Below are 25744 nucleotides of genomic sequence, written 5' to 3'. Positions count from 1 at the left end.
TACGGTGGGACATCGGATCACCATCGTGGGACCGGGCGCCGTCGGCGCCACTCTCGCCGGGGCGTTCGCCACGTCGGGCGCGGAGGTCTCCCTGCTCGGCCGGCCCGGACCGCACCTCGACGCCATCGCGGAGAACGGGATCCGGCTGCGGAGCTCGGTAACCGGCCCAGCGGTGCGGCACCGCCTGCGCACCGCCCACGATGCTGCGCGGCTTCCGATCCCGGAACTGGCCGTCGTGTGCGTCAAGAGCCAGCATCTGCTCTCGGCGGCCCGAAGCATCCGGCCGTGGATCGACCGCGGTGTGGAACTGCTCATCGTCGCCAACGGCGTGCCGTGGTGGCTGCTGTCCACCGTGGAGAACACCAGCGGTGACGTGATCCTGCGGACCGTCGATCCCGACGGGGAGTTGCTGCACCTGCTGCCCGCGCCACGGGTGATGTCCGGGGTCGCGCACTTCAGCAGCATCCTCGACACGGCCGGGCAGGTCACTCACATCAGCGGCAGCAGGCTGGTCATCGGCGACCCGACCGGCGGGATGTCGGACCGTGTCACACGGTGCGCCGCAGCCCTGTCCGCCGGCCGCGTCCGCGCGGAGCCCAGCACGGACATTCGCCGGGACATCTGGGAGAAGTTCCTGGGCAACGTCAACCTCAATCCCCTCAGCGCGCTGACCGGCGCGACCGTTCTGGAGATCCTCGACGATCCGGACGTACGACGGACCTGCATCGCACTGTTCGACGAGACGGCAGCCGTCGGAGCCGCACTGGGCATCCCGACCTCGATGACCGCCGACGACCGGCTCGACATCGCCCGGCAGCTGGGCGCGTTCCGCACGTCCATGCTGCAGGACGCCGACCGCGGCCGCCCATTGGAGCTCGATGCCATTGTCGGCGCCGTCCGAGAACTCGCGCGCCGCACGGGTGTCCCCTCCCCGTCCCTCGACACCGTGCACGGACTCCTGGCGCTCCGCGAGCGTGTCCGCCATGCCGGTGCGGCGGTCGCCGCCGACATCCCGCGCTCGCGAGCGTGAACCGTTCCAGGCACCGGTCCCGGTGTGGATCTGCCCCGACATACAGGAAAGGAGGCCCGATGACGCATCCGCTGGGGAACTCCCCGTCGAAGGTCATCGCGGTGCATCTGAACTACCCGAGCCGGGCGAAGGAGCGGGGACGGACCCCTGCCCAGCCGTCGTACTTCATGAAGCCGCCGTCCTCGCTGGCCGGCACGCAGGAGGCGATCATCCGGCCGCGGGGCTGCGAACTGCTGGGCTTCGAGGGCGAGATCGCGCTCGTCATCGGCTCGCGGGCGCAGCGGGTGCGGCCGGAGGACGGGTGGCGGCACGTGCGGTGGGTGACCGCCGCGAACGACGCGGGCGTGTACGACCTGCGCTACGCCGACCGGGGCTCCAACCTGCGCTCCAAGGGCGCCGACGGCTTCACCCCGATCGGCCCGCGCCTGCTGGAGGCCGGTGAGCTGGATCCGTCGGCGCTGCGGCTGCGGACCTGGGTCAACGGCGAGCTGGTCCAGGACGACACCACCGACACCCTGCTGTTCCCTTTCGGAGAGCTGGTCGCGGACCTGTCGCGACTGGTCACCCTGGAGCCGGGGGACGTGATCCTCACCGGGACGCCGGCCGGCGCCTCGGTGGCCTCGCCCGGTGACACCGTTGAGGTCGAGGTCACCGGGTCGGGCCTGTCCACCGGGCGGCTGCGCAACCCCATCGCAGCGGCCGACCACGACCTGGAGACCTGGGGCGCCATGCCCAAGGCGGACCGATCCGAGGTGGAGTCGGCGTACGGCAGCGCCTTCGTCCCGGAGCCCCCGCTCGCGCCCGGACTGGAGGCCGGACTGCGGTCGGTGGCCGTCGCGACGATCAGCGCCCAGCTGCGCAAGCGCGGCCTGCCGCACATGTCGATCGACGGGGTCCACCCGGCCACGCCCGGCACCCGCATGGTCGGGATCGCGCACACCCTGCGCTACCTGCCGCTGCGCGAGGACCTGTTCCAGAAGTTCGGCAACGGCATGAACGCGCAGAAGCGGGCGATCGAGGAGCTCAAGCCAGGGCACGTGCTGGTGATGGATGCCCGCCGGGACACCACGGCCGGCACCCTGGGCGACATCCTCGCCCTGCGCGCGAAAGCGCGCGGCGCGGCCGGTGTCGTGACCGACGGCGGCCTGCGCGACAGCGCGGCCGTCGCCGCCCTCGGGCTGCCGGTCTTCCACGGCGGGGCACACCCCTCCGTCCTCGGCCGGCGCCACGTGCCGTGGGACACCGGCGTGCCGGTCGCCTGCGGCGGAGCGCTGGTCCAGCCCGGCGACCTGCTGGTCGGCGACGACGACGGCGTGGTCGTCATACCCCCCGATCTCGCCTCCGAGCTGATCGCCGACTGCGCCGAGCAGGAGCGGCAGGAGCGGTTCATCACCGAGCAGGTGACAGCCGGAGCCAGCGTAGACGGGCTGTACCCGCTGGGGCCCACGTGGCGCGAGGCGTACGAGGCCTGGCGTGAGAAAAACGACAACGAAGGAGAACAGGCATGAAGTTCCGCAGCGACCCGCAGTCCATCCGGGGTTCGATCGCCCCGGTCGTCACCCCCTTCACCGCCGACGGTGCAGTGGACCACGAGTCCCTTCGGGGCCTGGTGCGCTGGCAGCTTCAGTCCGGTTCGCACGGCATCTCGCTGGGCGGCTCCACCGGTGAGCCGTCCGCGCAGACGGTGGCCGAGCGGATCGCTGCGATGCGTACCGCGGTGGAGGAGATCGGTGACCGGGTGCCGTTCCTGCCCGGTACCGGCTCGGCCAAGCTGGAGGAGACCCTGGAGCTGACGGCGGCCGCACGGGACCTGGGCGCGGACGCGGCCCTGGTGATCACCCCGTACTACGCCAGGCCGACCCAGGAGGCGCTGTACACCTGGTACGCCACGGTGGCCCGCGAATTCCCCGACCTGCCGATCGTCGCCTACAACGTGCCGTCCCGCACGGCCGTGGACATCGCCCCGGAGACGGTCAAGCGGCTGTTCGCCGACTTCGACAACTTCGTCGGTGTGAAGGAGACGACGAAGGACTTCGAGCACTTCTCCCGCGTGCTGCACGCCTGCGGCCGTTCGCTGCTGGTGTGGTCGGGGATCGAGCTGCTGTGCCTGCCGCTGATGGCCCTCGGCGGGGCCGGGTTCGTCTCCGCGGTGGCCAACCTGGCCCCGACCGCGGTGGCCCGGATGTACGAGCTGTGGGAGGCCGGCGAATTCGATGCCGCGCGCGACCTGCACTACCGCCTCCACCCACTGGTGGACCTGCTCTTCGTGGAGACCAACCCGGCGCCGGCGAAGTGGGTGCTGCACCGGCAGGGCCGGATCGCCTCGCCCCATGTCCGCCCGCCGCTGACCGAACCCACCGACGCGGGCCTGACCACCATCCGCGCGCTGCTCGCCGAGAGCGGCGACCTCACCCAGCAGATCGGAGCCTGACCATGACGATCGAGAACCTGCCCTCGACGATTCGGCACTGGATCGGCGGCGAGCCGGTCGACAGCACGGACGGCCGCACCTTCGACGTGGCCGACCCGGTGTCCAACATCGTCTACGCGCAGGCCGCCGCCGGCGGCGCGGCCGACGTCGACAAGGCCGTGGCCGCCGCCCGGACGGCTTTCCCCGCCTGGTCGAAGCTCGGCAACCGGGAACGCGCGAACATGCTGGGCCGCATCGCCGACGCCGTCGAGGCACGACACGAGCAGCTGGCCGCCTTCGAGTCCTACGACTCCGGGCTGCCCATCACCCAGGCCCGCGGCCAGGCCCGGCGGGCGGCCGAGAACTTCCGCTACTTCGCCGACGTCATCGTCGCCCTCGGCGAGGAGGCCTTCCGTCAGGTCACCGACCAGATCAGCTATGTCGTGCGCACCCCGGTCGGGGTGGCCGGACTGATCACTCCGTGGAACACCCCATTCATGCTGGAGTCCTGGAAGCTCGCCCCGGCGCTGGCCTCCGGCTGCACCCTGATCCTCAAGCCCGCCGAGTGGACCCCGCTCTCCGCCTCCCTCTGGCCGGAGATCTTCACCGAGGCCGGAGTCCCGGCGGGCGTGGTGAACATCGTGCACGGCATCGGCGAGGAGGCCGGCCAGGCCCTCGTCGACCACCCCGACGTGCCGCTGATCTCCTTCACCGGCTCGACCGACACGGGCAAGCACATCATCCGGTCCTCCGCGCAGCACCTGAAGACCACCTCGATGGAGCTGGGCGGCAAGTCCCCGGTCGTCGTCTTCGCCGACGCCGATCTCGACGCCGCCCTGGACTCCGTCGTCTTCGGGGTGTTCTCCCTCAACGGCGAGCGCTGCACGGCAGGTTCGCGCGTGCTGGTCGAGCGCCCGATCTACGAGGAGTTCACCCGCCGCCTCGCCGAGCGCGCCGACCGTGTGAAGGTCGGGCTCCCCGCCGATCCGGCCACCGAGGTCGGCGCCCTGGTCCACCCCGAGCACTACCAGCGGGTCCTGAACTACGTGGAGATCGGCAGGAAGGAGGCGAAGCTCGTCGCCGGCGGAACCCGCCCGTCCCACCTCCCCGAGGGCAATTACCTCCAGCCCACCGTCCTCGCCGACGTACCCCGCGACGCGCGGATCTTCCAGGAAGAGATCTTCGGCCCCGTGGTCTGCGTCGCGCCCTTCGACGACGAGGCCGAGTCCATCGACCTCGCAAACTCCACGCCGTACGGCCTCGCCGCCTACGTCTGGACCAACGACCTCAAGCGCGGACACCGCATCGCGCACGCCGTCGACTCCGGCATGGTCTGGATCAACTCCCACAACGTCCGCGACCTGCGCACGCCCTTCGGCGGCGTCAAGGCCTCCGGCGTCGGCCGCGAGGGCGGCGCGCACAGCATCGACTTCTACACCGAGTCCAAGATCGTCCACCTCGCCCTCGACGACGTGCACACCCCCCGCTTCGGAGCCTGACCATGACCACCGCATCCCCGGACGTCCCCGACGTCATCCGCTCCGCCTACGCCCAACTGGTCGTCACCGACCTCGCCAGGGCCCGCTGGTTCTGGGCCGACATGCTCGGCTTCCACATCCAGTACGAGGACTCCACCTCGCTCTACCTGCGCGGCACCGACGAGCTCACCCACCACTCCCTCGTCCTGCGCCAGGGCGAGACCGCCGCTCTGGATCACATCGCCTACCGGGTGCGCACCCCCGAGGACGTGGACAAGGCCGAGAAGTTCTTCACTGCCCTCGGCAGGCCCGTCCGCCGCATCCCCGCCGGCCAGGGCACCCGCGGTGTCGGCGACGCCGTCCGCGTCATCGACTCGCTCGGCTTCCCCGTCGAGTTCTTCCACGACATCGAACGCGCCGAGCGCCTCATCCAGCGCTACGACCTCCGCCGCGGCGCCGAGATCGCCCGCCTGGACCACTTCAACATCTGCACCCCCGACATCCCCGCCGCCTACGCCCACTACCAGTCGCTGGGCTTCGGCTGCTCGGAGACCATCGAGGGCGACGAACACGAGCTCTACGCCGCCTGGATGTACCGCAAGCAGACCGTCCACGACGTCGCCTTCACCGGCGGCGCCGGACCCCGCCTGCACCACCTCGGCCTCGCCACCCACGAATCCCACCAGGTCCTGCGCACCGCCGACATCTTCGGCTCGCTGCACGAGGAGCACCACATCGAGCGCGGCCCCGGCCGGCACGGCGTGTCCAACGCCTTCTACGTCTACCTGCGCGACCCCGACGGCCACCGCGTGGAGATCTACACCTCCGACTACTACACCGGCGACCCCGACCACGAGACCTACCGCTGGAACGTCCACGACGACCGCCGCCGCGACTTCTGGGGCAACGCCGTGATCGAGTCCTGGTACAAGGAAGCCACCCCCGTCCTCGACCTCGACGGCACCCCCCAACCCGTCACCGACACCCTCCTCGACGAATCAGCCGTCCAGGTCGGCGCCGACGGACTCGGCTGAACCCGGCGCTCCCTCGACGCGTCAGCCGCGGCGTGTACCGATCCACCTCGCGACCCCGTCGGACAGTGGTGTTCCACTGACTGAGCCGGCCGGTCACGACGTGGCCCAGGCCGGGTGCTCCAGTGGCGGTGAGCTGGATCCGCAACAGAGCGCCCCGGGCCTGGCCTTGAACGTGACACGCCTCGGCGCTCACTTCACGACCACCGGCGGCGAAGAAACCGAACCGACAGGCCCGGCCGCCCGACGACCCGTATCCACCAACTCAGCCAGGACCCGCTGCCACGTGCCGTCCGCCGACCAACGGCGATGCCGCTCGTACACGGTCTGCCAGGGACAGTACCGCTCCGGCAGGTCCGGCCACGGCACCCCGGTACGGGCCCGGAACAGCACCCCGTTCACCACCTTCCGGTGATCCGACCGCTGCCCGCCCGGCCTGCCGTTGACCGGCAGCAATGGCTCGATCTTCCGTCACTGGGTGGTCAGTTCGTGTCGTCGCACCATGCCGGACGCGTGCCCGCACCGGAGCTTGGCCCACCCAGCCCGGCAAGAGCCATCAGAAACGACCTAGCCCGCGCCCTGGACCGCCTCGACCAGAGTGTCGGCTGCGAGCAGACCGAGCTTGTGGGAGGCGAGGGGACTGTCGCCCGTGAGCAGCTTCCGATCTCGGTGAGTCTTTCCGGTCATGTCATCGTTGATGACGTTGAGTCCCTGCTTGCTCAGCAGGTCGGCGACCAGCCAAGGCAAGCGGCCGGGGAGATAGCCGATATCGAGGTTCGGCCCCTCATCGAGTGCGTCAGGGAAGACGCAGACCGAGTACCCCTTGAACGGGGACTCGTTCTTACCCAACGAGGCAGCAAGCAGCGCAGCCGGGCCATGGCACAAGGTGATGATGAACTTGTCGTTCGACAGAGCCCAGTCCAGCGTCTGGCTCACCGCCCCACTGGCCGGCAGGCCGACTACGGCTGCATGTCCGCCTGGGATGAAGACGGCGATGTAATCCGAATCCTTTCCAAGGTCGTTGGCGACGACCTCGGAGAGCTTCTTGGGCTGCTTGAGCTTCGGCTTGAGGGCTTCGTACGTCGCCATGACCGCTTCGTCTTCGTGCGGCATGGCCCACAGCTCGAGCTTCGCCGGGTAGCCCTCCAGCGTAGCGACGTCGACGTCGAAGCCCGCCTCCATCATGTGATGAAGCGGAAGCAGCATCTCGACGGGATGATTCCCGGTGGAGAACATTTTGCCGTTCTCCAGCAGTACGTAGCGCTCCTCGGCCGCGATCATGAGCACCTTCCACTTCCCCTGGGTGTAGGCGCCCTTGTGCCGCACTCCATCGAAGTCAGTCTTCGACGACGTGTACTGACTCAGCGAGTACGGCGACGGGAAGTACGCGTTGTCCTCGGCCGCATCCGGCGCGGGGTCCCTGCTCAGGTCATTTGCGGCACGTGACATGTTGAGTACCCACTTTCCGGCTTCGGGTTGATTTGTGGTGACCTTACCGACTCAGGTCGGTCCGGCACGTCGAGCCAGGGCCTTCATCGAGGCATGCTGTCCCGTTGCACGGGTCCGAGTGCGGAAGCACCACCACACAAAGGCGAGAGGCACCCCGTTCGAGATCACCGCTCCCCATACTGTCCGGCGCCCCCGCTCGACGCGACCGGACGGCTGCGGGCAGCGCCTTAGAGGCGCCTCCCACCAGGCCTTTTCTCGCCCGTTGGCGGCAGTAACAGCCAACTCTGTTCCGGCCCACAAACCGCCGGAATCCTCCATGGCAGATCACCCTCGCCAGAGCACAGGCCCTGCTGCCCACGACAGCGGAGCAGGGAATAGCCCGTAGCGCAAAGAAGTTGGCTTTTAGCGGATCGCCGCGTTAGCGTGCGAGCTAAGGCAGTTTTCTTTGCTTTAACGTTCGTCGGGCGACGCCCGCAACGGCCTGCCAGCGCCCCGCCCCGGCCCCACCCCGCCCGCGTGGACGCCCACCCGGCGCCGGCTCCACCACGAGAAGAGACTCCGCATGTCCACTCCCCTCCGCTTCGCCCCCGCCACCCAGCGGCCGACGCTGTCCCGCGGCATATCGTTCTGGCTGCTCGGTGCGATCCAGCTGTTCCTGCTGTTCGCGGCCAGCGCCCCGTCCCCGCTCTACCCCGTCTACCAGGCCGAATGGGGATTCGGGCCCACCGCGGTGACCCTGGTGTTCGCCCTGTACGCCTTCGGTCTGCTCGCGGCGCTACTGGTGGTCGGCTCGCTCTCCGACCACATCGGGCGACGGCCCGTGCTCATCGTGTCCCTGCTGGTCGAGATCGCCGCCATGGTGATCTTCATCGAGGCCGGTGGACTCGGCTGGCTGCTCGCCGCCCGCGCCGTGCAGGGCCTCGCCACCGGCGCCGCCATGGGCGCCATCGGCGCGGGCCTGGTCGACCTGCAGCCTCCGCACAACCCACGGCTCGGCGCCCTGGTCGGCGGCACCTCCATCCTGCTGGGGCTGGCGCTGGGCGGCCTCGGCGCCGGCGTCCTGGTGCAGTACGCCCCGGCACCGACGACGCTCATCTACCTTGTACTCATCGCCGCGTTCGCCATCACCCTCGCCGGTGTGGTGTTCATGCCGGAGACCACCGCGGGACGGCCCGGCGCCCTGGCCTCACTCCTCCCCCGGGCGTCGCTCCCCCGCCGGCTGCGCCCGCACATGCTGGTGATCACGCCCAGCCTCGTGGCCCTCTGGGCGGTCGGCGGCTTCTACCTGTCGCTGGGCCCGGCGCTGACCGCCGCCGTGCTGGGTGAGCGGAACACCGTGATCGTGGGTGCGGTGATCGCCGTACTGACCGGCGCCGGCGCCCTCGGGCAGCTGTTCCTGCAGCGAAGGACGCCGCTGCGGATCCTGTCGTACGGATCGGTGACGCTGATTGCGGGCATGCTGATCACCATGATCGGCGTGGCGGCAACCATTCCGGCGGCCTATCTGCTCGGCACGGCCCTCGCCGGATTCGGTTACGGCGCGTCGTTCCTCGGCGCCATGCGCACCCTGGCCGCACAGGCGGAGCCCGAGGAGCGGGCTGCGGTCTTCTCGGTCATGTTCCTGATCAGCTACCTGGCGTTCGGCCTGCCCGCAATCGTCGCAGGGGTGTTCTCCACCCGCCTGGGGCTGACCCTCACCTCCATCGGATACGCGGTGGTGGTCATCGCCCTGGCGCTCCTCGCACTCCTCGGCCTGTACGTGCAAAGGCGCCGCATGGCACCCCAGCCGCCCCTGCAGCCCGCAGAGGCCGCCGGGCCTCAGCCTTCGCGTCAGAACGCCTGATCGCCTGATCGCCGAGCTCCAGGACGCATGCGAAAAGTTCCGACACAAAGGACAGACCAGTGATGCAGCAGTCGCTGCCCGAGAAGGCTCTTGAAGTGCGGCTGGCATCGCGGCCACAGGGGTGGCCGACGCCGGACACCTTCGACATCGCCGAGGGCCGGGTCGGCCGGCCTGCCCCCGGGCAGATCCTGGTCCGCAACGAGATCATGAGCGTCGACCCGTACATGCGGGGCCGCATGAACGCGGGCAAGTCCTATGTCCCGCCCTTCGAGGTCGGCGAAGCGCTCCAAGGCGCGGCCGTGGGTGAGGTCGTGGCTAGTGATTCCGCACAGTTCACGGTCGGGCAGAAGGTCGTCCACCCGTACGGCTGGCGCGAATACGCGGTCGTGGAGGCGGAGAAGGCCACGGTGGTCTCGCCGGACATCGCCCCGCTCGGCGCACACCTCGGTGTGCTGGGGATGGTGGGCCTCACCGCGTATGTCGGCCTGTTCGACGTGGCGTCCTTCGCGCCGCGCGACACGGTGTTCGTCTCCGGTGCGGCCGGCGCCGTGGGTTCGCTCGTCGGGCAGATGGCCAAGCTACGCGGCGCCCCACGCGTGATCGGCAGCGCGGGATCGGCGGAGAAGGTCCGTTACCTCATCGAAGAGCTGGGCTTCGACGCGGCATTCAACTACAAGGACGGCCCGGTGCTTGATCGGCTGAAGGCTGCCGCGCCGGACGGCATCGACGTCTATTTCGACAACGTGGGCGGCGACCACCTGGAAGCCGCCATCGAGGTGCTCAACGGCCACGGCCGGATCGCCGCATGTGGCGCGGTCGCACAGTACAACGCAACAGAGCCCCCGACCGGGCCGCGCAACATGTTCCAAGTGGTCACCAAGCGGTTGGAGATGAAGGGCTTCATCGTCGGCGACAGTATCCGGCGCAGGCCCGACTTTCTCCATGAGGTCGGGGCCTGGCTGCGCGACGGCCGACTGATCGAATCCCGGACCACCGTCCACGGTCTGCGCAATGCCCCCGACGCGTTCCTAGGGATGCTCAGGGGCGAGAACACCGGAAAGATGCTCGTCACCATCTGAACCACCTGACAGCCCACCGAACCGGCCTCGCAGGCTTGCCGAGTCCCCACGACATCCTCGGCCTGCGAGGTCGTCCGCGTACGAGTGCAGCGCCTCGCCCGCAGGCTGCGGCTCAGCCGGCGCGATCGCTGCGTACGGCTTCCATCGCCACGACCAGGTCGGCGATCGCGCGGGGCTGGGTGAGCGAGCGACCGGTGAGCTCCTGGAGACGGCGAAGCCGGTAGCGGACGGTGTTTGCGTGCACGTAGAGGCGCTCGGCGGCCCGCTCGGCGGAGCCGTCGTGGTCGAGCCATGCCTGCAACGTGCCCAGCAGCACGGCACGCTCCTCACTGGGCAGGCCCAGGACGGGGCCGAGGACCTGACGGGCGACGCGGTGGCCTTCATCAGGGTCCCGGGCCACGAGACCGGCCAAGGGGCCGGGGCCCAGTACATTCACCTCGGCGCGGCCCTCCGGCAGGCGGTGCAGCGCGGCGCAGGCCAGGCGCAGCGCCCGCGGAGTCTCCCGCCACGCCCGGAAGACAGGGCTCACGCCGGTTCGCGCCGACGCGCTCTCCCGTACCAGCTCGATCACCTGGCGGAACTGCTCCGGGCGCAGCGACACCACCCCCATCTGCGCGGCGGAGGTCAGCTGCCATGCGGAGGGGATGCCGCGTTCCGCCAGCCGCCCCTCGATTCCCGGCAGGCTCGGGTCGGCCGGGCCGAGGGTCTCCGCGGTGATGACGATGTGGTCGGTGTCCGAGGGCAGTCCGAGGAGCTTGGGCACCTCCCAGGGCGGGGCATCGGGGCCCGGCTCTCCCGCGAACAGCGCCTCGACCAGGGCCGAGCGTCGCTGCTGGCGCTCCACGAGCAATTCCGCGGTGGTCGACCGATACGCCTCGGTGAGCGCAATCGCGTACTCATCACTGAGCTGCCACACCCGGGTGGCCGCGGAGAGGACCGTATCGACCGCCTCCCGGTCCGAGGTGCCACGGCTCCACTCGGTCAACAGTTCCCACAGCGCACCAAACCCCATGCGGTATGCGCGCAGAAGCTCTGGCAAGGGCGCGCCCTGCCGCGCGCGCTGCCGACCGGTCCGTTCTGCCGTCGAGAGGTCATGGAGGTGGTCCGGTTCACGTAGGGCGGCGACCATTGAGCGCATGTTCTGTTCCACCGACCGCTGAAGGTCGGCGCGGGACACGACTTCTTCCTCCCGGTAGAAGTCGATTTCCTTGAGAATGCCGGCAAGGACATCGTCGATCAGACGCGGCAGCTGCGACTCGACCCAATCGGGCAGCTCCGTCACGTTCGACTCCCTCACCGTACTCACCCTTCCATGGCCGGGGCGCAGGCGAGGAGGTCCTCCACCAGGGCGCGGGCATAGGCACCGTCCGTCGGTTCGATGCCGAACAGGACGCGGAAATGCAGCGGAGCCACGACGTGGTCCATCACCTTCTCGGTGGCCGGCGGCTCCTCACCGCGGGCGCGGGCACGGGCGGCGATCAGGTCGATCTGGTCCGCCCGCCTGCGCAGGCAGCGGTCCCGTACCTCGCCGTCGCCGACCGCGTTGACCACGGTACGGAGCGAGGCACTGCCTTCGGGCGCGCTGATGTGTTCCAGCACGAGCTCCGCCCACGTACGGAGATCCCCACGGAGGCTGCCGGTGTCCGGCGGCACCGAGTCCGACGTCAAACGGCTCTCGGCGACCGAGGTGAGCAGCTGATGCACATCGCCCCAGCGCCGGTAGACGCTCGTCGGGTTGACACCCGCCCGCGCGGCGATCGCCGGAATCGAGACCTGGTCGGGGCCGCGCTCACAGATCAATTCCGTGGCAGCCTGCTCCACTGCTGCGAGGACGCGAGCGCTGCGGCCGCCAGGGCGGCTCGCGGCCCGCTGCTCTGAGGTGGCCATGAAATCAGTGTAGAGCAATGATATTGGCTTTAAGCGTGACGCAGCGCCGCCCTCCACCATGCCACCGTGACGCCCGCACGATAAGCAGCAGGCGCAGCTGAACCGCTCCGTCGATCAGCGGATGAAGTCGGCAATGTCCCGGGCTGCCGCGAGGAGAAGGGGGCCAGCTCGCGGATGCGCTCCGGGGGAAGCCGATCGTTGATCGCTGACATGGTGATGGCCATGGACGGATCGGAGGTTGCCGAGGGGATCGGCGCCGCCAGTCCCGAGACGCCGGGCAACAGGGTGTCCCTGTCGAAGCAGTAGCCACGTTCGCGGATTTCGGTGATTTGCCGATGGACCGCCGCAGCCACTACGGCCCTGTCCGGGATATCCGCCCTCATCCGGCGCCGCAGCGGCTCATGCACCAGCAGCTGCGCGTCCACTCGATTCCACTGGTGTGCTGTCCTCGCCCGGCAATGTAAGGAGGAATGGCGGCAACGGCAAGCGGGGTGAGGGGGCGTGGTTCCGGAGGTAGTTTCAGGCTGAGGTGGCCGTCCAGGCGAAGTGGCCAGGCGTGGTTTGCGCTTCGAACGGAGTAGCTGCCCGAGTCAGTACGGATCCGGCCCGTTGGGCCCCAACGGGCCGGAACGGACGGCAGCGGAGGTCAACACGAACTCAGCACGGGCCGAGTTGCGTTGCTTTTGGGTGGGGAGGCGTACTTCGTTGACCTGCGTGTTTGTTAAAAATCACGCTCTCTACCAAGTGGCCGCCGCGCAGATGGAGAACATCTGGCTCCGCACGAAGCGCAAGGACGCAAACGGCCAGGTCAAGAGCGGTACGGGTGGTGTCTGCTACCTCTACTTCCCGGCTAAGCCAGCACCAACTCAGCACCGGGTTCTGCGCGAGCTGGGGATTTGCCCGTAGCCGTTGAACCCGGCTCCAGCGGCAGGTAGTCCCCGAAGGTCGTCTCCACCACCTGGCGGCACCGCTCCCGGCCGTCGGTGGTGAGGTGGCCGTAGCGGTCGACCGTGATCTTGATCGACCGGTGCCCGAGTCATCGGGACACCTCGTGGATGGACACCCCATTCGTCAGGGTCACGGTCGCCCACTTGTGCCGAAGATCGTGTGGAGTGTATGCGGGCAGTCCGAGCCGCTGGATCGCGCGATCCCACGATTTCCGGACCAGCCCCGGGTAGGTCATTCCTCCGGCTTGATTGAGGATGGGCAGACGTGAAGCAAAGGCATGCAGGTCTTCAGGCACCGGAACGTCACGCCACTCTCCCTCCTTGCGGTGTTTGAGCGGAGCATAACGAGCGACGTAGCATCGATCCGGACCCCGATACCGAACCATCTGCCGCCCCAAGCGCAATGTGCCTTCGTGGAAGTCCTCGGGAAAAACCCCAAGCGATTCGCCGATACGCAATCCGCAACAAGCCATGAGCCACAGAGCCGGTTCCAATCGCGGGCCGATGGAATGAGCGATTGCTTGTATCTCTTCAAGACCCGGAAGGCGTTTCGCCGTCGAGGCAGTCGCCGCCACGGTCGAGTCCGTGGGCGCAGCCCGTACCGGCATCCGCCTGTCGCCCGGCGGCGGCATCTGGGGTGTGACCGAGGACGACGTGGCCGAGCTGAACACCGCTCTTCTGACGGAGCTGGCCCGCCTCGACCTGGCTTACGTGCACCTGGAGGCCACCACCGACGAGGAAGTTCTCCTCCAACTGCGCAAGACCTGGCCGGGCACCCTGATCGTCAGCCCCACCATGCCCGGCGGCCCGAAGCAGACCGGGATGGCGGAAGCCGACCACTGGCTGGACCTGGGCGCCGACCTAATCGCCTTCGGCCGCGGCTTCCTCGCCAACCCCGACCTGGTCGAACGCCTGCGCTCCGGCCTGCCCGTCGCGCCCGCCGACGAGAACACCTTCTACCAGGGCGGCGACGCCGGGTACCTCACCTACCCGACGTACCAGCACACGGCCTGACCGTCTCACCGCAGGTCAGGTAACGGAAGCGTGCTCCACGCGACAACCGCGATGAGGACCGCGGGGACGGTCCTGGCCTTGTCGGGCTGCCCGTACACCGTCGACCGCGGCACTCCGAGCATTACGTGACCTCGATGGCGTAGGGCGCCGACCACTGCCAGGTCGCCGGAGCGGCTGAGAAAGCCTCTACGATCCGGTTGAACACCGAACCGGGGAGGGGACATGGCCGAGGGCGGGGAAACAGACGCGGTCGCCGAGAGACCGGTGGAGCTGGCCTACCGGCCGACCGTCGGCGAATTGGCGTCCGCGCTGCGGGCACGCGCGAGGAGCACCGGCGCGGGACGCTTCCAGCGTGGAGCGCTGGTCTGGACGGTGGCGGCCACGACCGTCGGTGCCCTGCTGTCGGCGGCCGGCTCCGGCCACCGGGACACACCGTGGCCGTTGTACGCGGGGGTGGTGGTCTTCGCCGTCTTCATGACTGCGGTGCCGTGGTTGCAGGCGCGCCGCCTCCACCGGCTCGCCGAACGGCAGGGGGACATTCGCGGGACGGTCGACGACACCGGGCTCCGGCTCACCACCGCGCACAGCTCGGCCGGCCTCGACTGGCACCTCTACTCGCGCTATGCCGAGACGCCGGAGCTGTTCGTGCTTCTCAGCGCCGACAAGTCCGCCGTCGGCTTCGTCGTCCTGCCCAAGCGGGCCGTGGCGGGCCCGGAGGAGGTGGACCGGCTCCGGGCGGTCCTCGACCGGCGGCTCGTGCGCGCGGACGACGCCGAGGCGCCCGGAAGCCCACGGAGCCGGGGCCGGGCCGTCGGCCGCGGGGTCGGCTCCATCGGACTGTTGCTGCTGGGGCTGCTGCTGTTCTTCTTCGCCTTCGCCGCCGTCCAGCACGCCGCGCACCCGGACCGCTTTCCCGGGATCCAGAACAACACCGCCCCGGTAGCGGCCGTCATGCTGGGGCTGGGGGCACTTGCGATCGCCGGGGCCTGGTGGCTCGTACGGCGGATGACGGCCATGCGGATCGTGACCGCCGTGCTCGCCGTCCTCGTCCTGCTGGCCGGTGGCGCCGCCCTGTACCGCGTTGGGCCGATGCTCCACTGCTGGGGCTCGGACCGGATCACCCGCGGGCCCGAGGGCGCCTACGTCTGCTACGACTTCTGAGCGGGCCACGGTCTCCGAGCGGGCCCGGACATCATCTCTCGAAGCGCTCAAGGCCACCGGTGACCTTGCGGCTGGTGTCTGCTCACCACGCCGCCCTGATCAAAGCCTTCACCGTCCAGCCGAAGCGCGCTGCCAAGCGACCGAACCTCCATCCCTACCCTCAGCGGCGCGGTGCGGTGATGGGCCGGCACCGCGTCGGCGGGATGTCGGCCGTCCGGCGGGACTGTCGGTGATCCATAGGCGATGTGTCGGTGGCCGTTGGAACCGTGGGTGTCGAGTCGCCCAAGGGAGCAGCCGCAGCCGCCTTCAAGAGCAAGGTGGCCTTCAAGAGCAAGGCCGCCTTCAAGAGCAAGGCCGCCTTCAAGAGCAAGGGAACCTCGTCGCCATGTCGTCCACGTCCTCCACCCCGCCCTGGAATGTCCAACGGCTACCCGGTGCCGATGGCCGCGTCTTCCTGGTCACCGGCGGCAATGCCGGCATCGGGTACTTCGTCGCGGAGCAGTTGTCGGCAACCGGCGCCACCGTCGTACTCGGCAGCCGGAATCCCGTCAAGGCCGAGGTCGCCATGGCCTCGATCCGTGCGCGTGTCCCCGGTTCGCGGGTGCGGGCCGTACGGCTGGACCTCGCCGACCTCTCGTCGCTCGAAACAGCGGTGGAATTGCTCGAGGTGGAGCACCTTGACGCGGTAGTCCACAACGCCGGCGTCGCGCTTGACGACCCACCGCGCGAGGAGACCGGGGACGGTCACGAGCTCATGTTCGGCACGAACCACCTCGGGCACTTCGCTTTGACCCAGTGGCTGATGCCGCTGCTGTCGGCTGCGCCGGCGGCCCGCGTTGTGACCATGGGCAGTTTCGCGGCGAAGTCCGAGCGGCTCGACCTGGACGACCTGCAGTCCTGGAAGGACTACCGGCCCAAGCGCACCTACGGACGCTCCAAGTTGGCACAGATGTACTTCGGCGTCGAACTCGACCGCCGTCTGCGCGCTGCCGGCAGTACGGTGGCGAGCGTGGTGGTCCATCCCGGCGGCGCGCTGGACTCCCTCACCCCGTCACGGCCACCGGTCCATGTGCGAACTACCGGCGCACGGCTGAGCGCGGCCCCTGCGGCCCTCCTCGTCCAGGGCAAGCACGCCGGCGCATGGCCCGCGGTCCGAGCGGTGCTCGACCCGGCCGTGCGTGGAGGCCAGTTGTGGGGACCGCGCGTCTTCGGCCTGCGCGGCAAGCCCCGACGCGAACCGGTGTGGAACCACCTCGCCGACCCCTCCGTCGCGGCGCGGTTGTGGGACGCGAGCTGTGATCTGACCGGCACCGACCTCAGCACCCTATCCGGATAGCTCAGGCACGCGCGCGTTGGCCAACAGGTGGGTTATGGGGTCTTGATCTCGCAGAGCAACAGGCTGCTGATGTCTTCATCGGCCACCCCGTGTGGCAGCGTGCTGGCACGACCCTGCCGGCGGTCGAAGATCGGCTCACGATCGGGCGAGGTGTTCACCGATCCGCAGGAACGCCTGGGCCAACGGGGCCACCGGTACGGCGGAGGAGATGACCTGGGAACCGAAGTGGACGGCGACGAGGCCGAGGCCGGGTGAGACGAAGAGCCGCTGGCCATGGATGCCGCTGGCCAGGTAGGAGCCGTACGGGTCCTTCAGGACCCACCACAGGTCGTGGTACGAGAGCGCAGCCGGCGAATCGGGGGGTGCGGTGGGGAAACGTACACGGCGGGGGTAGCCGTCGGGGACGCCGCTCACGAGGGTCGTGGCCACTTCCTCGGGCACCACCTGCCGGCTGCCGACCGCCCCGCCGCAGCGCATCATCTCGCCGAGGCGAGCGATGTCGCGCGCCGTGGCGCTGAAGCCGCCGCACGTCGCCTCCAGGCCGTCGCTGTCGAGGATGTAGTAGGCGTCCTCCTCGGCGCCGAGGAGGACCAGAGGAGTTCGCTTTCTCGTGGGCCAGGACCGCCGCTATGAGGCCGATGTAGGACTTGGCCGCCGAGGCGTTGAAGTGCGGGGTGTGCGGTTCAGTGCTGTGAAGGTACCTCTCGTAAACGACGGAGCCCCGGTGCATCACGAGGAACGCGTTCGTCTGCGCGGCGGCGAAGAGGTCCGCCGGCGTGATCGTGGCGCCGCCGCCCAGGTCGATGTCGAGCGTGTCGAGGTCTGATGGCTTGCCGGGCAGGTACCGGGGGCCGTACTCCATACGAGGCACTCATTAACGTACAAATAGTTCAGTTAAGAGGACGGTTAAGGGGGTAGGAGGGAAGCTCTGCGGGTAGCGGCACCGCAGTACCCCAGCCGTTGACCGGAGCTCCGGCGAGCGTTACGTTGCCAAATGGTTCGATCATTAGCAGACAGCGTGTACGGGAAGACAGTTTGTGCGAGACGTGCGGCTGCTCTGAATGGATCGACCCTCGATCGGCGCGCACCCCTGCGCGGCCTCGTTCGTACCGCCTCCGCACCCTTCCCTCCGAGCCGCAGGAGTGCCCCGTGATCGAACCGTCCTCGTCCGCCCCGCCTCTCGATGCCGTCGGAGCGCCGCCACGCCCGGAGTTCGACAGGCGGCGCGCGTGGCTGATCGCCGCGATGATCGTCACGTTCATGCTGATCAACTATGCGGACAAGTCCGTCCTTGGGCTCGCGGCCGTGCCGATCATGGATGAACTCGGCATCAGTAACAGCGCGTACGGGATGATCTCCAGTTCCTTCTCGCTGCTGTTCAGCCTCTCGGGCCTGATCGTCGGCTTCGCCTCCGCGCGGATCACCAGCCGGGTCCTGCTGTTCACGATGGCCGCCCTGTGGGCGGTGGCGCAGCTTCCGGTCCTCGTGGTGGCGTCAGTGCCGACGCTGGTGGCGGGGCGGGTGTTGCTCGGGGCGGCTGAAGGGCCCGCGGCGTCGATGTCGTTGCACGCGCTGTACAAGTGGTTCCCCGCGGACCGGCGGGGCTTCCCCTCGGCGCTGCAGATCGGCGGTGCCTCGCTCGGCATCCTGGTCGCGGCGCCGGTCGTGACCTGGCTCATCACGGCCTTCGGCTGGCGCTCGGCGGTTGTGGTTCTCGCGGTGACGAGCGCGGTGTGGAGCCTGGTGTGGTGGCGGGTGGGCCACGACGGTCCGTACGGCCGGGAGCGCACGCCCCGTACCGCGGATACGTCCGCCGGCACTCCGCCCGCCGCTGCAGGGCAGGAGCGACTGCCGTACCGGCGCCTGCTGCTGGACGGAACCGTGCTCGGGAGCGTCACCGCGGCTTTCGGTGCCTCCTGGGCGTTGGCACTGAGTCACGCCTGGCTGCCCGTCTACCTGCGGACGCGGCTCGGCATGACGCCGGGCGAGGCGGCCACGCTCATCAGCGCTGTCTCCGCCTTCAGTCTCGTGCTGCTCCTTTCGGTGCCCCCGCTGATGGACAGGCTGCGCCGACGCGGCTTTTCGAGCAGGTGGTCGACCGGCGCTCCGCAGGGTGTCGCCGTGGCCGTCGCAGGACTCGCCATGGCCGTCTTTCCGTTCGTCGACGGGCGCGGAGTTCAACTCGTCTTGATAGCCCTGGCGTTCGGCGGCCACGCCATCGTTTTCCCGCTGTACTACATGACCGCATCCGCCGTGGTCCCGCCGATCCAGCGGGGGGGCGGTGTTCGGCATCGTCGCCGCCACCGGCACACTGCCCGGGCTGATAGCCCCGTCCCTGACCGGGCACCTACTGGACTCGGCCGTCTCACCGAGCGCCGGCTACATCCACGCCTACCTGCTGACCGCCGCCGTCATGCTGGTCTGCGGCCTGGTGGCCCTGGTCGCCATCCGGCCGGAGCGGGACGCGCGCCGACTGGGCCTGGCCGACTAGGACTTGTCCAGACAGGGCCCGGGCCGCGCCCTGCGGCCGCCCGCGTCGGCGTGAGCCCTTCTTCGGCGCGTCGCCGCAACTGAGCGACAGCTCTCGGGCGGCACGGCCACCACCCCTCCGGCCCTGCCCGGGCACGGTCGATGCCCCCCTCAGGCGGGCGGTTCGAAACCGCTGGCCCAGTACCGGCCGTGCATCGCCAGATCGAGCAGCATGCGCACGACTTCCTCGGCGGGCAGGGAGGGGGTGTCCTGCTCGACCCACCAGCGCAGAACGGCGATCTGCTCGCCCACCCACACCCGGGCGAGCAGTTCGGGGTCGATGCGCGGCTGGACCGCGTTGCGTTCGGCGCGGGCGCGGAACTCGCTGGCCGTCGCCGCCGCGCAGGCGTCGACGAACATCTGCAGCGGCTTGCCGTCGCCCTCCCCGCGCAGCACGATCCGGTACAGATCGCGCTCTTCGCGCGCGTGGCGCAGCATTTCCAGGACCGGCTTGCCCGTGAAGCCGATCGCGCTGTCCGCGACCGCGGGCTCCAGGCGCTCGGCGAGCCCGGCCAGGAGGTCGGCCGTCACGCGGGCGAACAGGTCTTCCTTGTCCCGGAAGTGGGCGTAGAAGGTGGCGCGGGCCACGTCCGCGCGCTCGGTGATGTCCTCCACCGTCAGCGCGGTGAAGCCACGTTCCAGGACCAGCTCCACCATGGCCGTGCCCAGGGAGCGGCGTGACCGCCTCGTCCGTCTGTCCTCGGCCACGGGCCCCTCCTCGGTCGTCGCGATGCGTGCGGCGCCCAGTCTAGAAGACTCTTGACACCGGACAGGTTACTGAACAAGCTGTCCGTAATTGGTCTAGCTGTAATCTAAGTCCGTCGGCCCGCCGGGGCCATCGGCTCACTCCGCTTCGCCTCCCTTCTGGAGCAGGTCTTCATGAACCTCGGCACATATCTGTCGCGCAGCGCTCGCTACTGGCCCCAGGCCCCGGCCCTTGTATGCGGGGACCGCTCTTGGACCTTCACCGAACTCGACCGCGCGACGGACCGGTTGGCCTCCGCCCTGTCCGCCCGGGACCTGCGGCCCGGCGACGCGGTCGCCTCGCTCGCCTGGAACCGCGGTGAGCTGGTGGAGGTCGAATTCGCCCTGTACAAGGCGGGTTTGACGCGCGCGCCGATCAACGCGCGTCTTGGGCGAGGGGAGATCGAGCACATCCTGCGCTACGCCCCTGTGAGGGTGCTGTTCTTCGACGCGGCCCATCGCGAGGACGCCCTGGCGGCGATCGCCGCGGCCGGTACCGAATGCCTTCCCGTGCCGCTGGACGGTCCGCAGGAGCCCGGCTCGGGCGAGGTCTCCTATTCCGCGCTGCTGGGCGAAGGCGACCGCCACCTCGACGAGGCCCCGTTCCTCGTCGAGGTGGACGAAACCGAACCCTGTGTCCTGAACTTCACCTCCGGTTCCACCGGAGCACTGAAGGCGGCGGTGCAGACGGTCGGCAACCGTCTCGCGAGCATGCGCAAGCTCTTGATGTCGGACGAGTCCCGGCCCCGTCCGGGCACCCGCTACCTCGCCTGCGGCCCCATCACCCATGCCACCGGCATGAGCCTGCTGGCCGGCGTGTTCGGCGGCTCGACGACCTACGTCCTGCCGGCCTGGAGCCCGGAGAGTTTCTTGGAGGCTGTCGAGAGGGAGCGCATCACCGCCACCTTCCTCGTGCCGGCCATGGTGAACATGGTGCTCGCCCACCCCGGCGCCGCCGCGTACGACCTGTCCTCGCTGACGAGTGTGCGGATCGGCGGCGCGCCCATCTCACCCCAGCGCCTGCGCGACGCCGTGGAATTCTTCGGTCCCGTCGTCGCCCAGGGATACGGCCTGGGCGAGACCACCAGCGTGGTCGCGGGCCTCAGCGGCCAGGAGATCGCGCACGCGGTGAAGGAGGATCCCGAACTGCTCCGGTCGTGCGGACGGGCGACCTACGACACCGAGATACGCGTCGTCGACGAGGCGGGCCGGGAGCTCGGTCCGCGCGAGGTCGGCGAGGTCATCGTGCGCGGACCCGACTGCGTACGCGAGTACTGGCAGGAGCCCGAGCTGTCCGCAGAGACCTTCCGCGACGGCTGGGTGCACACCGGCGACCTGGCATGGATGCGGGAGGACGGCTACCTGTTCCTCGTCGACCGCAAGAAGGACATGATCATCTCGGGCGGCTTCAACATCTACTGCACCGAGGTCGAGGCCGCCCTGTACGAGCACCCCGCCGTCCAGGAAACCTGCGTGGTCGGCGTGCCCGACGAGCAGTGGGGCGAGGCCGTCAAGGCCGTGGTCGTACGGAACCCCGGCATCGCCGACGTCACCGCCGACGACCTGATCGCCTTCTGCGCCGAGCGCCTGGACCGCTTCAAGAAGCCCCGCTCCGTCGACTTCGCGACCGAGCTCCCCCACAACCGCAACGGCAAGCTCGACCGCAAGGCCGTACGCGAACCGTACTGGGCGAACGCCGACCGCCGCGTCAACTGACCTGTCACCACAAGGAGTTATCGCAGTGACCTTCTCCCTGCGCCCCACCTGCGGCGATCCGCGCACCGCCGAACTGGTCGAGCGGCTGCGCGACTACCTCGACGGCGAACTCGCCGACCATGAACGCGAACGCGGCATCACCCGCGAAAGCCGCCTCACCCGCGCCGATCTCGAACCGATCTGGCGCCGGAGCCGCGAACTCGGCTTCTACGGAATCCATCTGCCCGAGGAGTACGGCGGCCAGAACCTCACCTACACCCAACTCGCGGCCCTGAAAGAGGAGATCGGCGCCAGCGGACGCGTCCTGGCCCACTCGGTCCTCGGCGACATGGGCGGCCCCCTGCGCGCCGGCGACATCCTCAAGCACGCTACCCAGTACCAACTGGACACGTACCTCCTGCCGCTGATCCGCGGCGAGCGCGCCTGCTGCTTCTCCCTCACCGAGACCGACGCCGGCTCCGACGTCCGCTCCATGCGCACCGTCGCCGTACCCGACGCTGACGGCTACCGGCTGACCGGCCACAAGGTGTTCTCCTCCGCCGGCCCCTTCGCCGACTTCGCGATCGTCGTCGCCCGCATGGCGGGCACCGGCGAACAGGAGGGCGACAAGCCGCTGTTCTCCGCGTTCCTCGTGGACCTCGACAGCCCCGGCTGCCGGGTCGAGGACGGAGCGACGCCGATGTCCGGCGAGCACATCGAGAGCGACATCCTCCTGGAGAACTGTCACGTCCCCGCCGCCAACCTCCTCGGCGAGGAGGGCAAGGGTATGCGCATCGCGCTCGGCCGGGTGACCACGAACCGGCTGCTGCACTGCCCCACCGTCCTCGGTGCCACCCGCCGCGCCCTCGCCCTGACCCTGGACCGCACCCGGACGCGCACGGTCGCGGGCGGACAGCCCCTGCTCATGCTCCAGGCCATCCAGCACAAGGTCGCCGACATGGCCACCGAGCTGTACGCCGCGCGTTCCATGACGTACGCCGCGCTCGCGGCCCTTGACGAGGGGCGCGAGGTTCACGCCGAGGCGTTCATGTGCAAGCTGTTCGTCGCCGAGTCCGCCTTCCGCATCCTCGACGAGGCCGTGCAGATCCACGGCAAGGAAGGGCTCACCCAGGGCAACGAGATCGAGTACCTCTTCCGCAAGATCCGTATGTTCCGCGTCCTCACCGGCACATCCGAGATCCAGCGCAACGGCATCGCCAAGCTCCTGGCCTTCCACCACTGACCCGCCGCCGCACCGGTGGCCGCGGTCGACCGGCGAGGGTCCGGCGTGAGCCCCATTTGTAGGGGCAGGCGGGGCAGGTGTGGAACGGGTGTGGTGGCGTGGGCCGGCGCTCGCACTCACGCCGAAGGGATCGTTGCGGACGTAGGACGAGGGACGAAGGGCGGGGGAGTGTGACTGTGCGCGACAGAGTGAGACCCGTACTGATCGCAGCCAGTGTGTGCGCGGGGCTGGTCGCCGGGGCCTCCCTCGCCGTTCCGGCGGTGCGCAGCATCCGCGCCGAGGGCCCGAGCGACATGTACGCGGCCCTCAGCGAGTGCGGCGGCTACGTAGTGGTGGTGGCCCCCTTCGTTCTGCTCGCCTTGCTGCAGCGGCGGTTCTTCGGACCGTCGGGGATGATCTCTCGCCGCCGGTTACGTCAATACCGCCTGGTGGCGGCCGTGGTCTTCATCGGGACGGAGGTGCCGGTCTTCTGGTTCGTCGTCCCAGGAATCGTCGGTCTCGGGGCCCCGCGCGGTGGTACCTGGGCCGCGGTGATCGGCTGTGTGACGGGGATTCTTGTCGTCACCGCCGGCGTGACGGGTCTGGCCTACTTCCTGCTGGACGTCATCGTCGGGCGGCTGCGCAGCGCCCGCTGACCGGCATGACTGGCATGACTGGCATGACTGGCATGACTGGCATGACTGGCCTGACCGGCACCTGTTGACCGGCGCTTACGGCACCTGCTGCCCCTTCGGCGGTGGGTCTCGTACACCGAGGACGGCAGGCCCCGCCGGCGGTACGCAGCCATGCCCGGTCGCAGTGGGCCGTGCAGCGGTCGACGCCGGCCGACGCCGGTCGACGGCGTCCTGCTTGGCCTCGTCGATCGCTCGGGGAAGGCACGGCAACAGTGACGGCCGGGGTCCTCAGGACCCGGCCCTTCACTCTCGTAGCGGGGACAGGATTTGAACCTGCGACCTCTGGGTTATGAGCCCAGCGAGCTACCGAGCTGCTCCACCCCGCGTCGGCACGCTGAACTGTACGGCACCAGCCCGGATAGGCCGAATCGCGAGCGGTCCGGCCAACCGCCGGCCGGGCGTTGTTGTGTCGCATCACCGACGTCCCGACCCCGACACTCCGTGCGCACAGCAGGTGCCGCCTGCCGAATCAGTGGGCGGTGAGGCCGCCGTCGACCACGAGTTCCGAGCCGGTGATGAACGAGGACTCGTCGCCGGCGAGGAAAAGCATGGCCGAGGCGATCTCCTCGGCGCGGCCCGCACGGCGCATGGGGGTGCGCACGATGTCCGGTTGCTGGTCGCCCTGCTCGTCCAGGAGGTTCTGGATCATGGGCGTGGCGATGACACCGGGGTGGATGGAGTTGATACGTACGCCCTGACGGGCGTATTCGACGGCGGCGGTCTTGCTCAGCAGGCGCACGGCGCCCTTGGACGCCTGGTAGGCGGCGGCTGCTCCGCTGCCCACGATCCCCAGGACGGACGAGGTGTTGATCACCGAGGCGTTGCCGGTGGCGCGGAGAAGGGGCATGGCAGCCCTCATCCCTAGCCAGGTCCCTTTCTGGTTGATGTCGATGACTCGGTCCCACACGTCTTCCCGGGTGTCCTCGATGCCCGGCCAGTCCACGATGCCCGCGAGGTTGACGAGAACGTCCAGAGTGCCGAACCGCTCGCGTACGGTACTGATCACGTCGTCCCACTCCTGGGCGGAGGAGACGTCCAGTACCGCGGTGACCACCTCTCCGCCGGTCGTCTCCTCGATCCGCTGCGCCAGCGCGCTGAGGGGGTCCTGGGCCACATCGGTGAGGACCAGGCGCGCGCCTTCGCGGGCGAACAGCTCGGCGGTCGCCGCGCCTATTCCGCCCGTCGCGCCGGTGATCAGTGCGACCTTGCCGTCAAGTCGTTCAAGTCGTTGTCCGGTCATGGTGGTGTGCTCTCCGCTTTGATCGTGGTCGTGGTCGTGGTCTCGGTGGCAGGCGCAGGCGCAGGCGCAGTCATGGTCGTGGTCTCGGTCGCGATGCGGTGCGGCCGGTGATGTGTACGGTCAGGCCGCAGTGAAGCCGCCGTCGGCGGCGACCACTGCGCCGGTCATGAAGCTGGAGCGGGTCGAGGCGAGGAACCCGATGATCTCGGCGATCTCCGCAGGCTGCGCGACGCGGCCCAGCGGGTGTGCGGCGGCGAAGGAGCGCAGGTAGGCGCGGCTGTCGTCGCGGATGTTGTCGAGCAGGTCGGTCTCGATCACGCCCGGTGCCACGACGTTGGCCCGGATGTTGTGGGGGCCGCCTTCCAAAGCGATGACCTTCGTCAGCTGGGCCAGGGCGCCCTTCGACGCAGTGTAGGCCGAGCCCTCGGGCAGCCCGACAGTGCAGGTGTAGGAGCCGACGTTGACGATCGCCCCGCCTCGTCCGTTCTCGCGCATGGTGCGGAACGCCTCCCGCGCATGAAGGAACGCGCCGCGGGCATTGACGGCCATCAGGGCGTCCCAGTCCTCCGCCGTGGTCTCGGTGAACGGCCTGTTCAGCGTCCGCCCCGCGTTGTTGACCAGGATGTCCAGCCCGCCGAAACGCTTCCGGGCCAGTGCCACCGCCCGCAGGGCCGTCTCCTCCCGGGAGACGTCACCGACCAGAGTGGCCACACCGTCGAACTCTGTGGTCAGGTTCTCCACCTCGGGCCGGATGTCCTCGGCCAGGACCTGCACCCCACGGGTGTGCAGCCACGCCACAGTGGCTCTGCCGACCCCGCGCGCGGCACCGGTCACCACCGCCACCGTGTCGCGCAAGGCGTCATCACCCGGAGTGGTGTGTCGTCCGGTGCCTGCCGTCATCTTTGTTCTCCCTGCTCAGGGGGGCGGGACTGCTGAGGTCGGCGGGTGGGCGGT

21 protein-coding genes, 1 tRNA gene and 3 pseudogenes are annotated in these 25744 nt (G+C 69.4%); 15 read left to right on the top strand and 10 right to left on the bottom strand.

Translation table 11 applies throughout. From position 1 onward, the window contains the following. Window positions 1-4 precede the first annotated feature (4 nt). From ABT381_RS05535 to hpaD, 5 genes are read left to right on the top strand one after another with little or no spacing between them, the layout of a single operon-like run. Window positions 5-1030 (top strand): ketopantoate reductase family protein, encoded by a 1026-nt coding sequence (locus tag ABT381_RS05535; RefSeq protein WP_351588093.1) that lies wholly within the window; start codon window positions 5-7, stop codon window positions 1028-1030. A gap of 59 nt (window positions 1031-1089) precedes the next feature. Then, on the top strand, window positions 1090-2538 hold the full coding sequence (locus ABT381_RS05530) for a fumarylacetoacetate hydrolase family protein (protein WP_351588090.1): 1449 nt from the start codon (window positions 1090-1092) through the stop codon (window positions 2536-2538). Further along, window positions 2535-3461, top strand: a complete 927-nt coding sequence (dapA, locus tag ABT381_RS05525; protein ID WP_351588088.1) for a 4-hydroxy-tetrahydrodipicolinate synthase — start codon at window positions 2535-2537, stop codon at window positions 3459-3461. Before ABT381_RS05530 ends, dapA begins: the two co-directional genes overlap by 4 nt. Window positions 3462-3463: 2 nt before the next feature. Further along, window positions 3464-4939: a 5-carboxymethyl-2-hydroxymuconate semialdehyde dehydrogenase gene (gene hpaE / locus ABT381_RS05520; RefSeq protein WP_351588085.1), complete on the top strand. Its 1476-nt coding sequence runs from the start codon at window positions 3464-3466 to the stop codon at window positions 4937-4939. 2 nt (window positions 4940-4941) lie between these two features. Then, on the top strand, window positions 4942-5952 hold the full coding sequence (hpaD, locus tag ABT381_RS05515; protein ID WP_351588082.1) for a 3,4-dihydroxyphenylacetate 2,3-dioxygenase: 1011 nt from the start codon (window positions 4942-4944) through the stop codon (window positions 5950-5952). Between the two features lie 258 nt (window positions 5953-6210). On the opposite strand, the pseudogene ABT381_RS05510 reads toward hpaD, so the two are convergent. Then, window positions 6211-6405 (bottom strand): annotated as a pseudogene (locus ABT381_RS05510) (transposase); the annotation flags it as partial. Window positions 6406-6516: 111 nt separating this feature from the next. Further along, window positions 6517-7398 carry a glyoxalase III HchA gene (hchA, locus tag ABT381_RS05505; RefSeq protein WP_351588079.1) on the bottom strand — a complete coding sequence of 294 codons (882 nt, stop codon included), beginning with the start codon at window positions 7396-7398 and terminating at the stop codon, window positions 6517-6519. A gap of 562 nt (window positions 7399-7960) precedes the next feature. On the opposite strand from hchA, the gene ABT381_RS05500 reads away from it, so the two are divergent. Then, window positions 7961-9241, top strand: coding sequence for an MFS transporter (locus ABT381_RS05500; protein WP_351588076.1), 1281 nt, complete (start codon window positions 7961-7963; stop codon window positions 9239-9241). Window positions 9242-9303: 62 nt separating this feature from the next. Continuing rightward, window positions 9304-10320 (top strand): NADP-dependent oxidoreductase, encoded by a 1017-nt coding sequence (locus ABT381_RS05495; RefSeq protein WP_351588074.1) that lies wholly within the window; start codon window positions 9304-9306, stop codon window positions 10318-10320. Between the two features lie 112 nt (window positions 10321-10432). On the opposite strand, the gene ABT381_RS05490 is transcribed toward ABT381_RS05495, so the two are convergent. From ABT381_RS05490 to ABT381_RS05480, 3 genes are read right to left on the bottom strand one after another with little or no spacing between them, the layout of a single operon-like run. Beyond that, window positions 10433-11602 carry a PucR family transcriptional regulator gene (locus tag ABT381_RS05490; protein ID WP_351588071.1) on the bottom strand — a complete coding sequence of 390 codons (1170 nt, stop codon included), beginning with the start codon at window positions 11600-11602 and terminating at the stop codon, window positions 10433-10435. Window positions 11603-11622: 20 nt separating this feature from the next. Then, window positions 11623-12207 (bottom strand): TetR/AcrR family transcriptional regulator, encoded by a 585-nt coding sequence (locus ABT381_RS05485; protein ID WP_351588068.1) that lies wholly within the window; start codon window positions 12205-12207, stop codon window positions 11623-11625. A 29-nt stretch (window positions 12208-12236) separates the two neighbouring features. After that, the gene (locus ABT381_RS05480; RefSeq protein WP_351588065.1) at window positions 12237-12632 is read right to left on the bottom strand and encodes an IclR family transcriptional regulator domain-containing protein; all 396 of its coding nucleotides are present in this window, start codon (window positions 12630-12632) and stop codon (window positions 12237-12239) included. A gap of 331 nt (window positions 12633-12963) precedes the next feature. Between ABT381_RS05480 and ABT381_RS05475 the strand changes: the two are divergent. The 4 genes and pseudogenes from ABT381_RS05475 to ABT381_RS05460 all read left to right on the top strand — a co-directional run. Continuing rightward, window positions 12964-13113 (top strand): annotated as a pseudogene (locus ABT381_RS05475) (peptidase C39 family protein); the annotation flags it as partial. Between the two features lie 587 nt (window positions 13114-13700). Next, window positions 13701-14168, top strand: a pseudogene (locus ABT381_RS05470) (oxidoreductase); the annotation flags it as partial. 222 nt (window positions 14169-14390) lie between these two features. Continuing rightward, window positions 14391-15329: a YcxB family protein gene (locus ABT381_RS05465; RefSeq protein WP_351588062.1), complete on the top strand. Its 939-nt coding sequence runs from the start codon at window positions 14391-14393 to the stop codon at window positions 15327-15329. A 385-nt stretch (window positions 15330-15714) separates the two neighbouring features. Next, complete coding sequence (locus ABT381_RS05460) at window positions 15715-16665, top strand: SDR family NAD(P)-dependent oxidoreductase (protein WP_351588059.1); 951 nt, start codon at window positions 15715-15717, stop codon at window positions 16663-16665. 135 nt (window positions 16666-16800) lie between these two features. Here ABT381_RS05460 and ABT381_RS05455 read toward each other — a convergent pair whose 3' ends face one another. Continuing rightward, window positions 16801-17145, bottom strand: a complete 345-nt coding sequence (locus tag ABT381_RS05455; protein ID WP_351588056.1) for a hypothetical protein — start codon at window positions 17143-17145, stop codon at window positions 16801-16803. 669 nt (window positions 17146-17814) lie between these two features. Between ABT381_RS05455 and ABT381_RS05450 the strand changes: the two genes are divergently transcribed. After that, window positions 17815-19239: an MFS transporter gene (locus ABT381_RS05450; protein ID WP_351588053.1), complete on the top strand. Its 1425-nt coding sequence runs from the start codon at window positions 17815-17817 to the stop codon at window positions 19237-19239. A gap of 66 nt (window positions 19240-19305) precedes the next feature. On the opposite strand, the gene ABT381_RS05445 is transcribed toward ABT381_RS05450, so the two are convergent. Then, window positions 19306-19902, bottom strand: a complete 597-nt coding sequence (locus ABT381_RS05445) for a TetR/AcrR family transcriptional regulator (RefSeq protein WP_351588050.1) — start codon at window positions 19900-19902, stop codon at window positions 19306-19308. A gap of 171 nt (window positions 19903-20073) precedes the next feature. On the opposite strand from ABT381_RS05445, the gene ABT381_RS05440 reads away from it, so the two are divergent. The 3 genes from ABT381_RS05440 (at window position 20074) to ABT381_RS05430 (ending at window position 23511) form a co-directional block, all read left to right on the top strand. Then, window positions 20074-21654, top strand: coding sequence for a class I adenylate-forming enzyme family protein (locus tag ABT381_RS05440; protein ID WP_351588047.1), 1581 nt, complete (start codon window positions 20074-20076; stop codon window positions 21652-21654). A 25-nt stretch (window positions 21655-21679) separates the two neighbouring features. Beyond that, window positions 21680-22876: an acyl-CoA dehydrogenase family protein gene (locus tag ABT381_RS05435; protein WP_351588044.1), complete on the top strand. Its 1197-nt coding sequence runs from the start codon at window positions 21680-21682 to the stop codon at window positions 22874-22876. 176 nt (window positions 22877-23052) lie between these two features. Continuing rightward, the gene (locus tag ABT381_RS05430; protein ID WP_351588041.1) at window positions 23053-23511 is read left to right on the top strand and encodes a hypothetical protein; all 459 of its coding nucleotides are present in this window, start codon (window positions 23053-23055) and stop codon (window positions 23509-23511) included. Window positions 23512-23802: 291 nt separating this feature from the next. Here ABT381_RS05430 and ABT381_RS05425 read toward each other — a convergent pair. The 3 genes from ABT381_RS05425 to ABT381_RS05415 form a co-directional block, all read right to left on the bottom strand. Continuing rightward, window positions 23803-23876: transfer RNA gene (locus tag ABT381_RS05425), tRNA-Met, on the bottom strand. Between the two features lie 143 nt (window positions 23877-24019). Further along, window positions 24020-24790, bottom strand: a complete 771-nt coding sequence (locus ABT381_RS05420; RefSeq protein WP_351588038.1) for an SDR family NAD(P)-dependent oxidoreductase — start codon at window positions 24788-24790, stop codon at window positions 24020-24022. A 120-nt stretch (window positions 24791-24910) separates the two neighbouring features. Continuing rightward, window positions 24911-25690: an SDR family NAD(P)-dependent oxidoreductase gene (locus ABT381_RS05415; RefSeq protein WP_351588036.1), complete on the bottom strand. Its 780-nt coding sequence runs from the start codon at window positions 25688-25690 to the stop codon at window positions 24911-24913. Window positions 25691-25744 lie beyond the last annotated feature (54 nt).

The sequence above is a fragment of the Streptomyces sp. NPDC000151 genome (assembly GCF_040301705.1).
Taxonomy (GTDB): domain Bacteria; phylum Actinomycetota; class Actinomycetes; order Streptomycetales; family Streptomycetaceae; genus Streptomyces.
This window is presented reverse-complemented; position numbering and strand designations above follow the sequence as displayed.

Coding starts and splice junctions, on each gene's coding strand:
- hpaD (WP_351588082.1), top strand. CDS start 4,942: ATGACCACCGCATCCCCGGACGTCCCCGACGTCATCCGCTCCGCCTAC.
- ABT381_RS05460 (WP_351588059.1), top strand. CDS start 15,715: ATGTCGTCCACGTCCTCCACCCCGCCCTGGAATGTCCAACGGCTACCC.
- ABT381_RS05530 (WP_351588090.1), top strand. CDS start 1,090: ATGACGCATCCGCTGGGGAACTCCCCGTCGAAGGTCATCGCGGTGCAT.
- ABT381_RS05415 (WP_351588036.1), bottom strand. CDS start 25,690: ATGACGGCAGGCACCGGACGACACACCACTCCGGGTGATGACGCCTTG.
- dapA (WP_351588088.1), top strand. CDS start 2,535: ATGAAGTTCCGCAGCGACCCGCAGTCCATCCGGGGTTCGATCGCCCCG.
- ABT381_RS05455 (WP_351588056.1), bottom strand. CDS start 17,145: ATGATGCGCTGCGGCGGGGCGGTCGGCAGCCGGCAGGTGGTGCCCGAG.
- hchA (WP_351588079.1), bottom strand. CDS start 7,398: ATGTCACGTGCCGCAAATGACCTGAGCAGGGACCCCGCGCCGGATGCG.
- ABT381_RS05485 (WP_351588068.1), bottom strand. CDS start 12,207: ATGGCCACCTCAGAGCAGCGGGCCGCGAGCCGCCCTGGCGGCCGCAGC.
- hpaE (WP_351588085.1), top strand. CDS start 3,464: ATGACGATCGAGAACCTGCCCTCGACGATTCGGCACTGGATCGGCGGC.
- ABT381_RS05440 (WP_351588047.1), top strand. CDS start 20,074: ATGAACCTCGGCACATATCTGTCGCGCAGCGCTCGCTACTGGCCCCAG.
- ABT381_RS05500 (WP_351588076.1), top strand. CDS start 7,961: ATGTCCACTCCCCTCCGCTTCGCCCCCGCCACCCAGCGGCCGACGCTG.
- ABT381_RS05420 (WP_351588038.1), bottom strand. CDS start 24,790: ATGACCGGACAACGACTTGAACGACTTGACGGCAAGGTCGCACTGATC.
- ABT381_RS05495 (WP_351588074.1), top strand. CDS start 9,304: ATGCAGCAGTCGCTGCCCGAGAAGGCTCTTGAAGTGCGGCTGGCATCG.
- ABT381_RS05465 (WP_351588062.1), top strand. CDS start 14,391: ATGGCCGAGGGCGGGGAAACAGACGCGGTCGCCGAGAGACCGGTGGAG.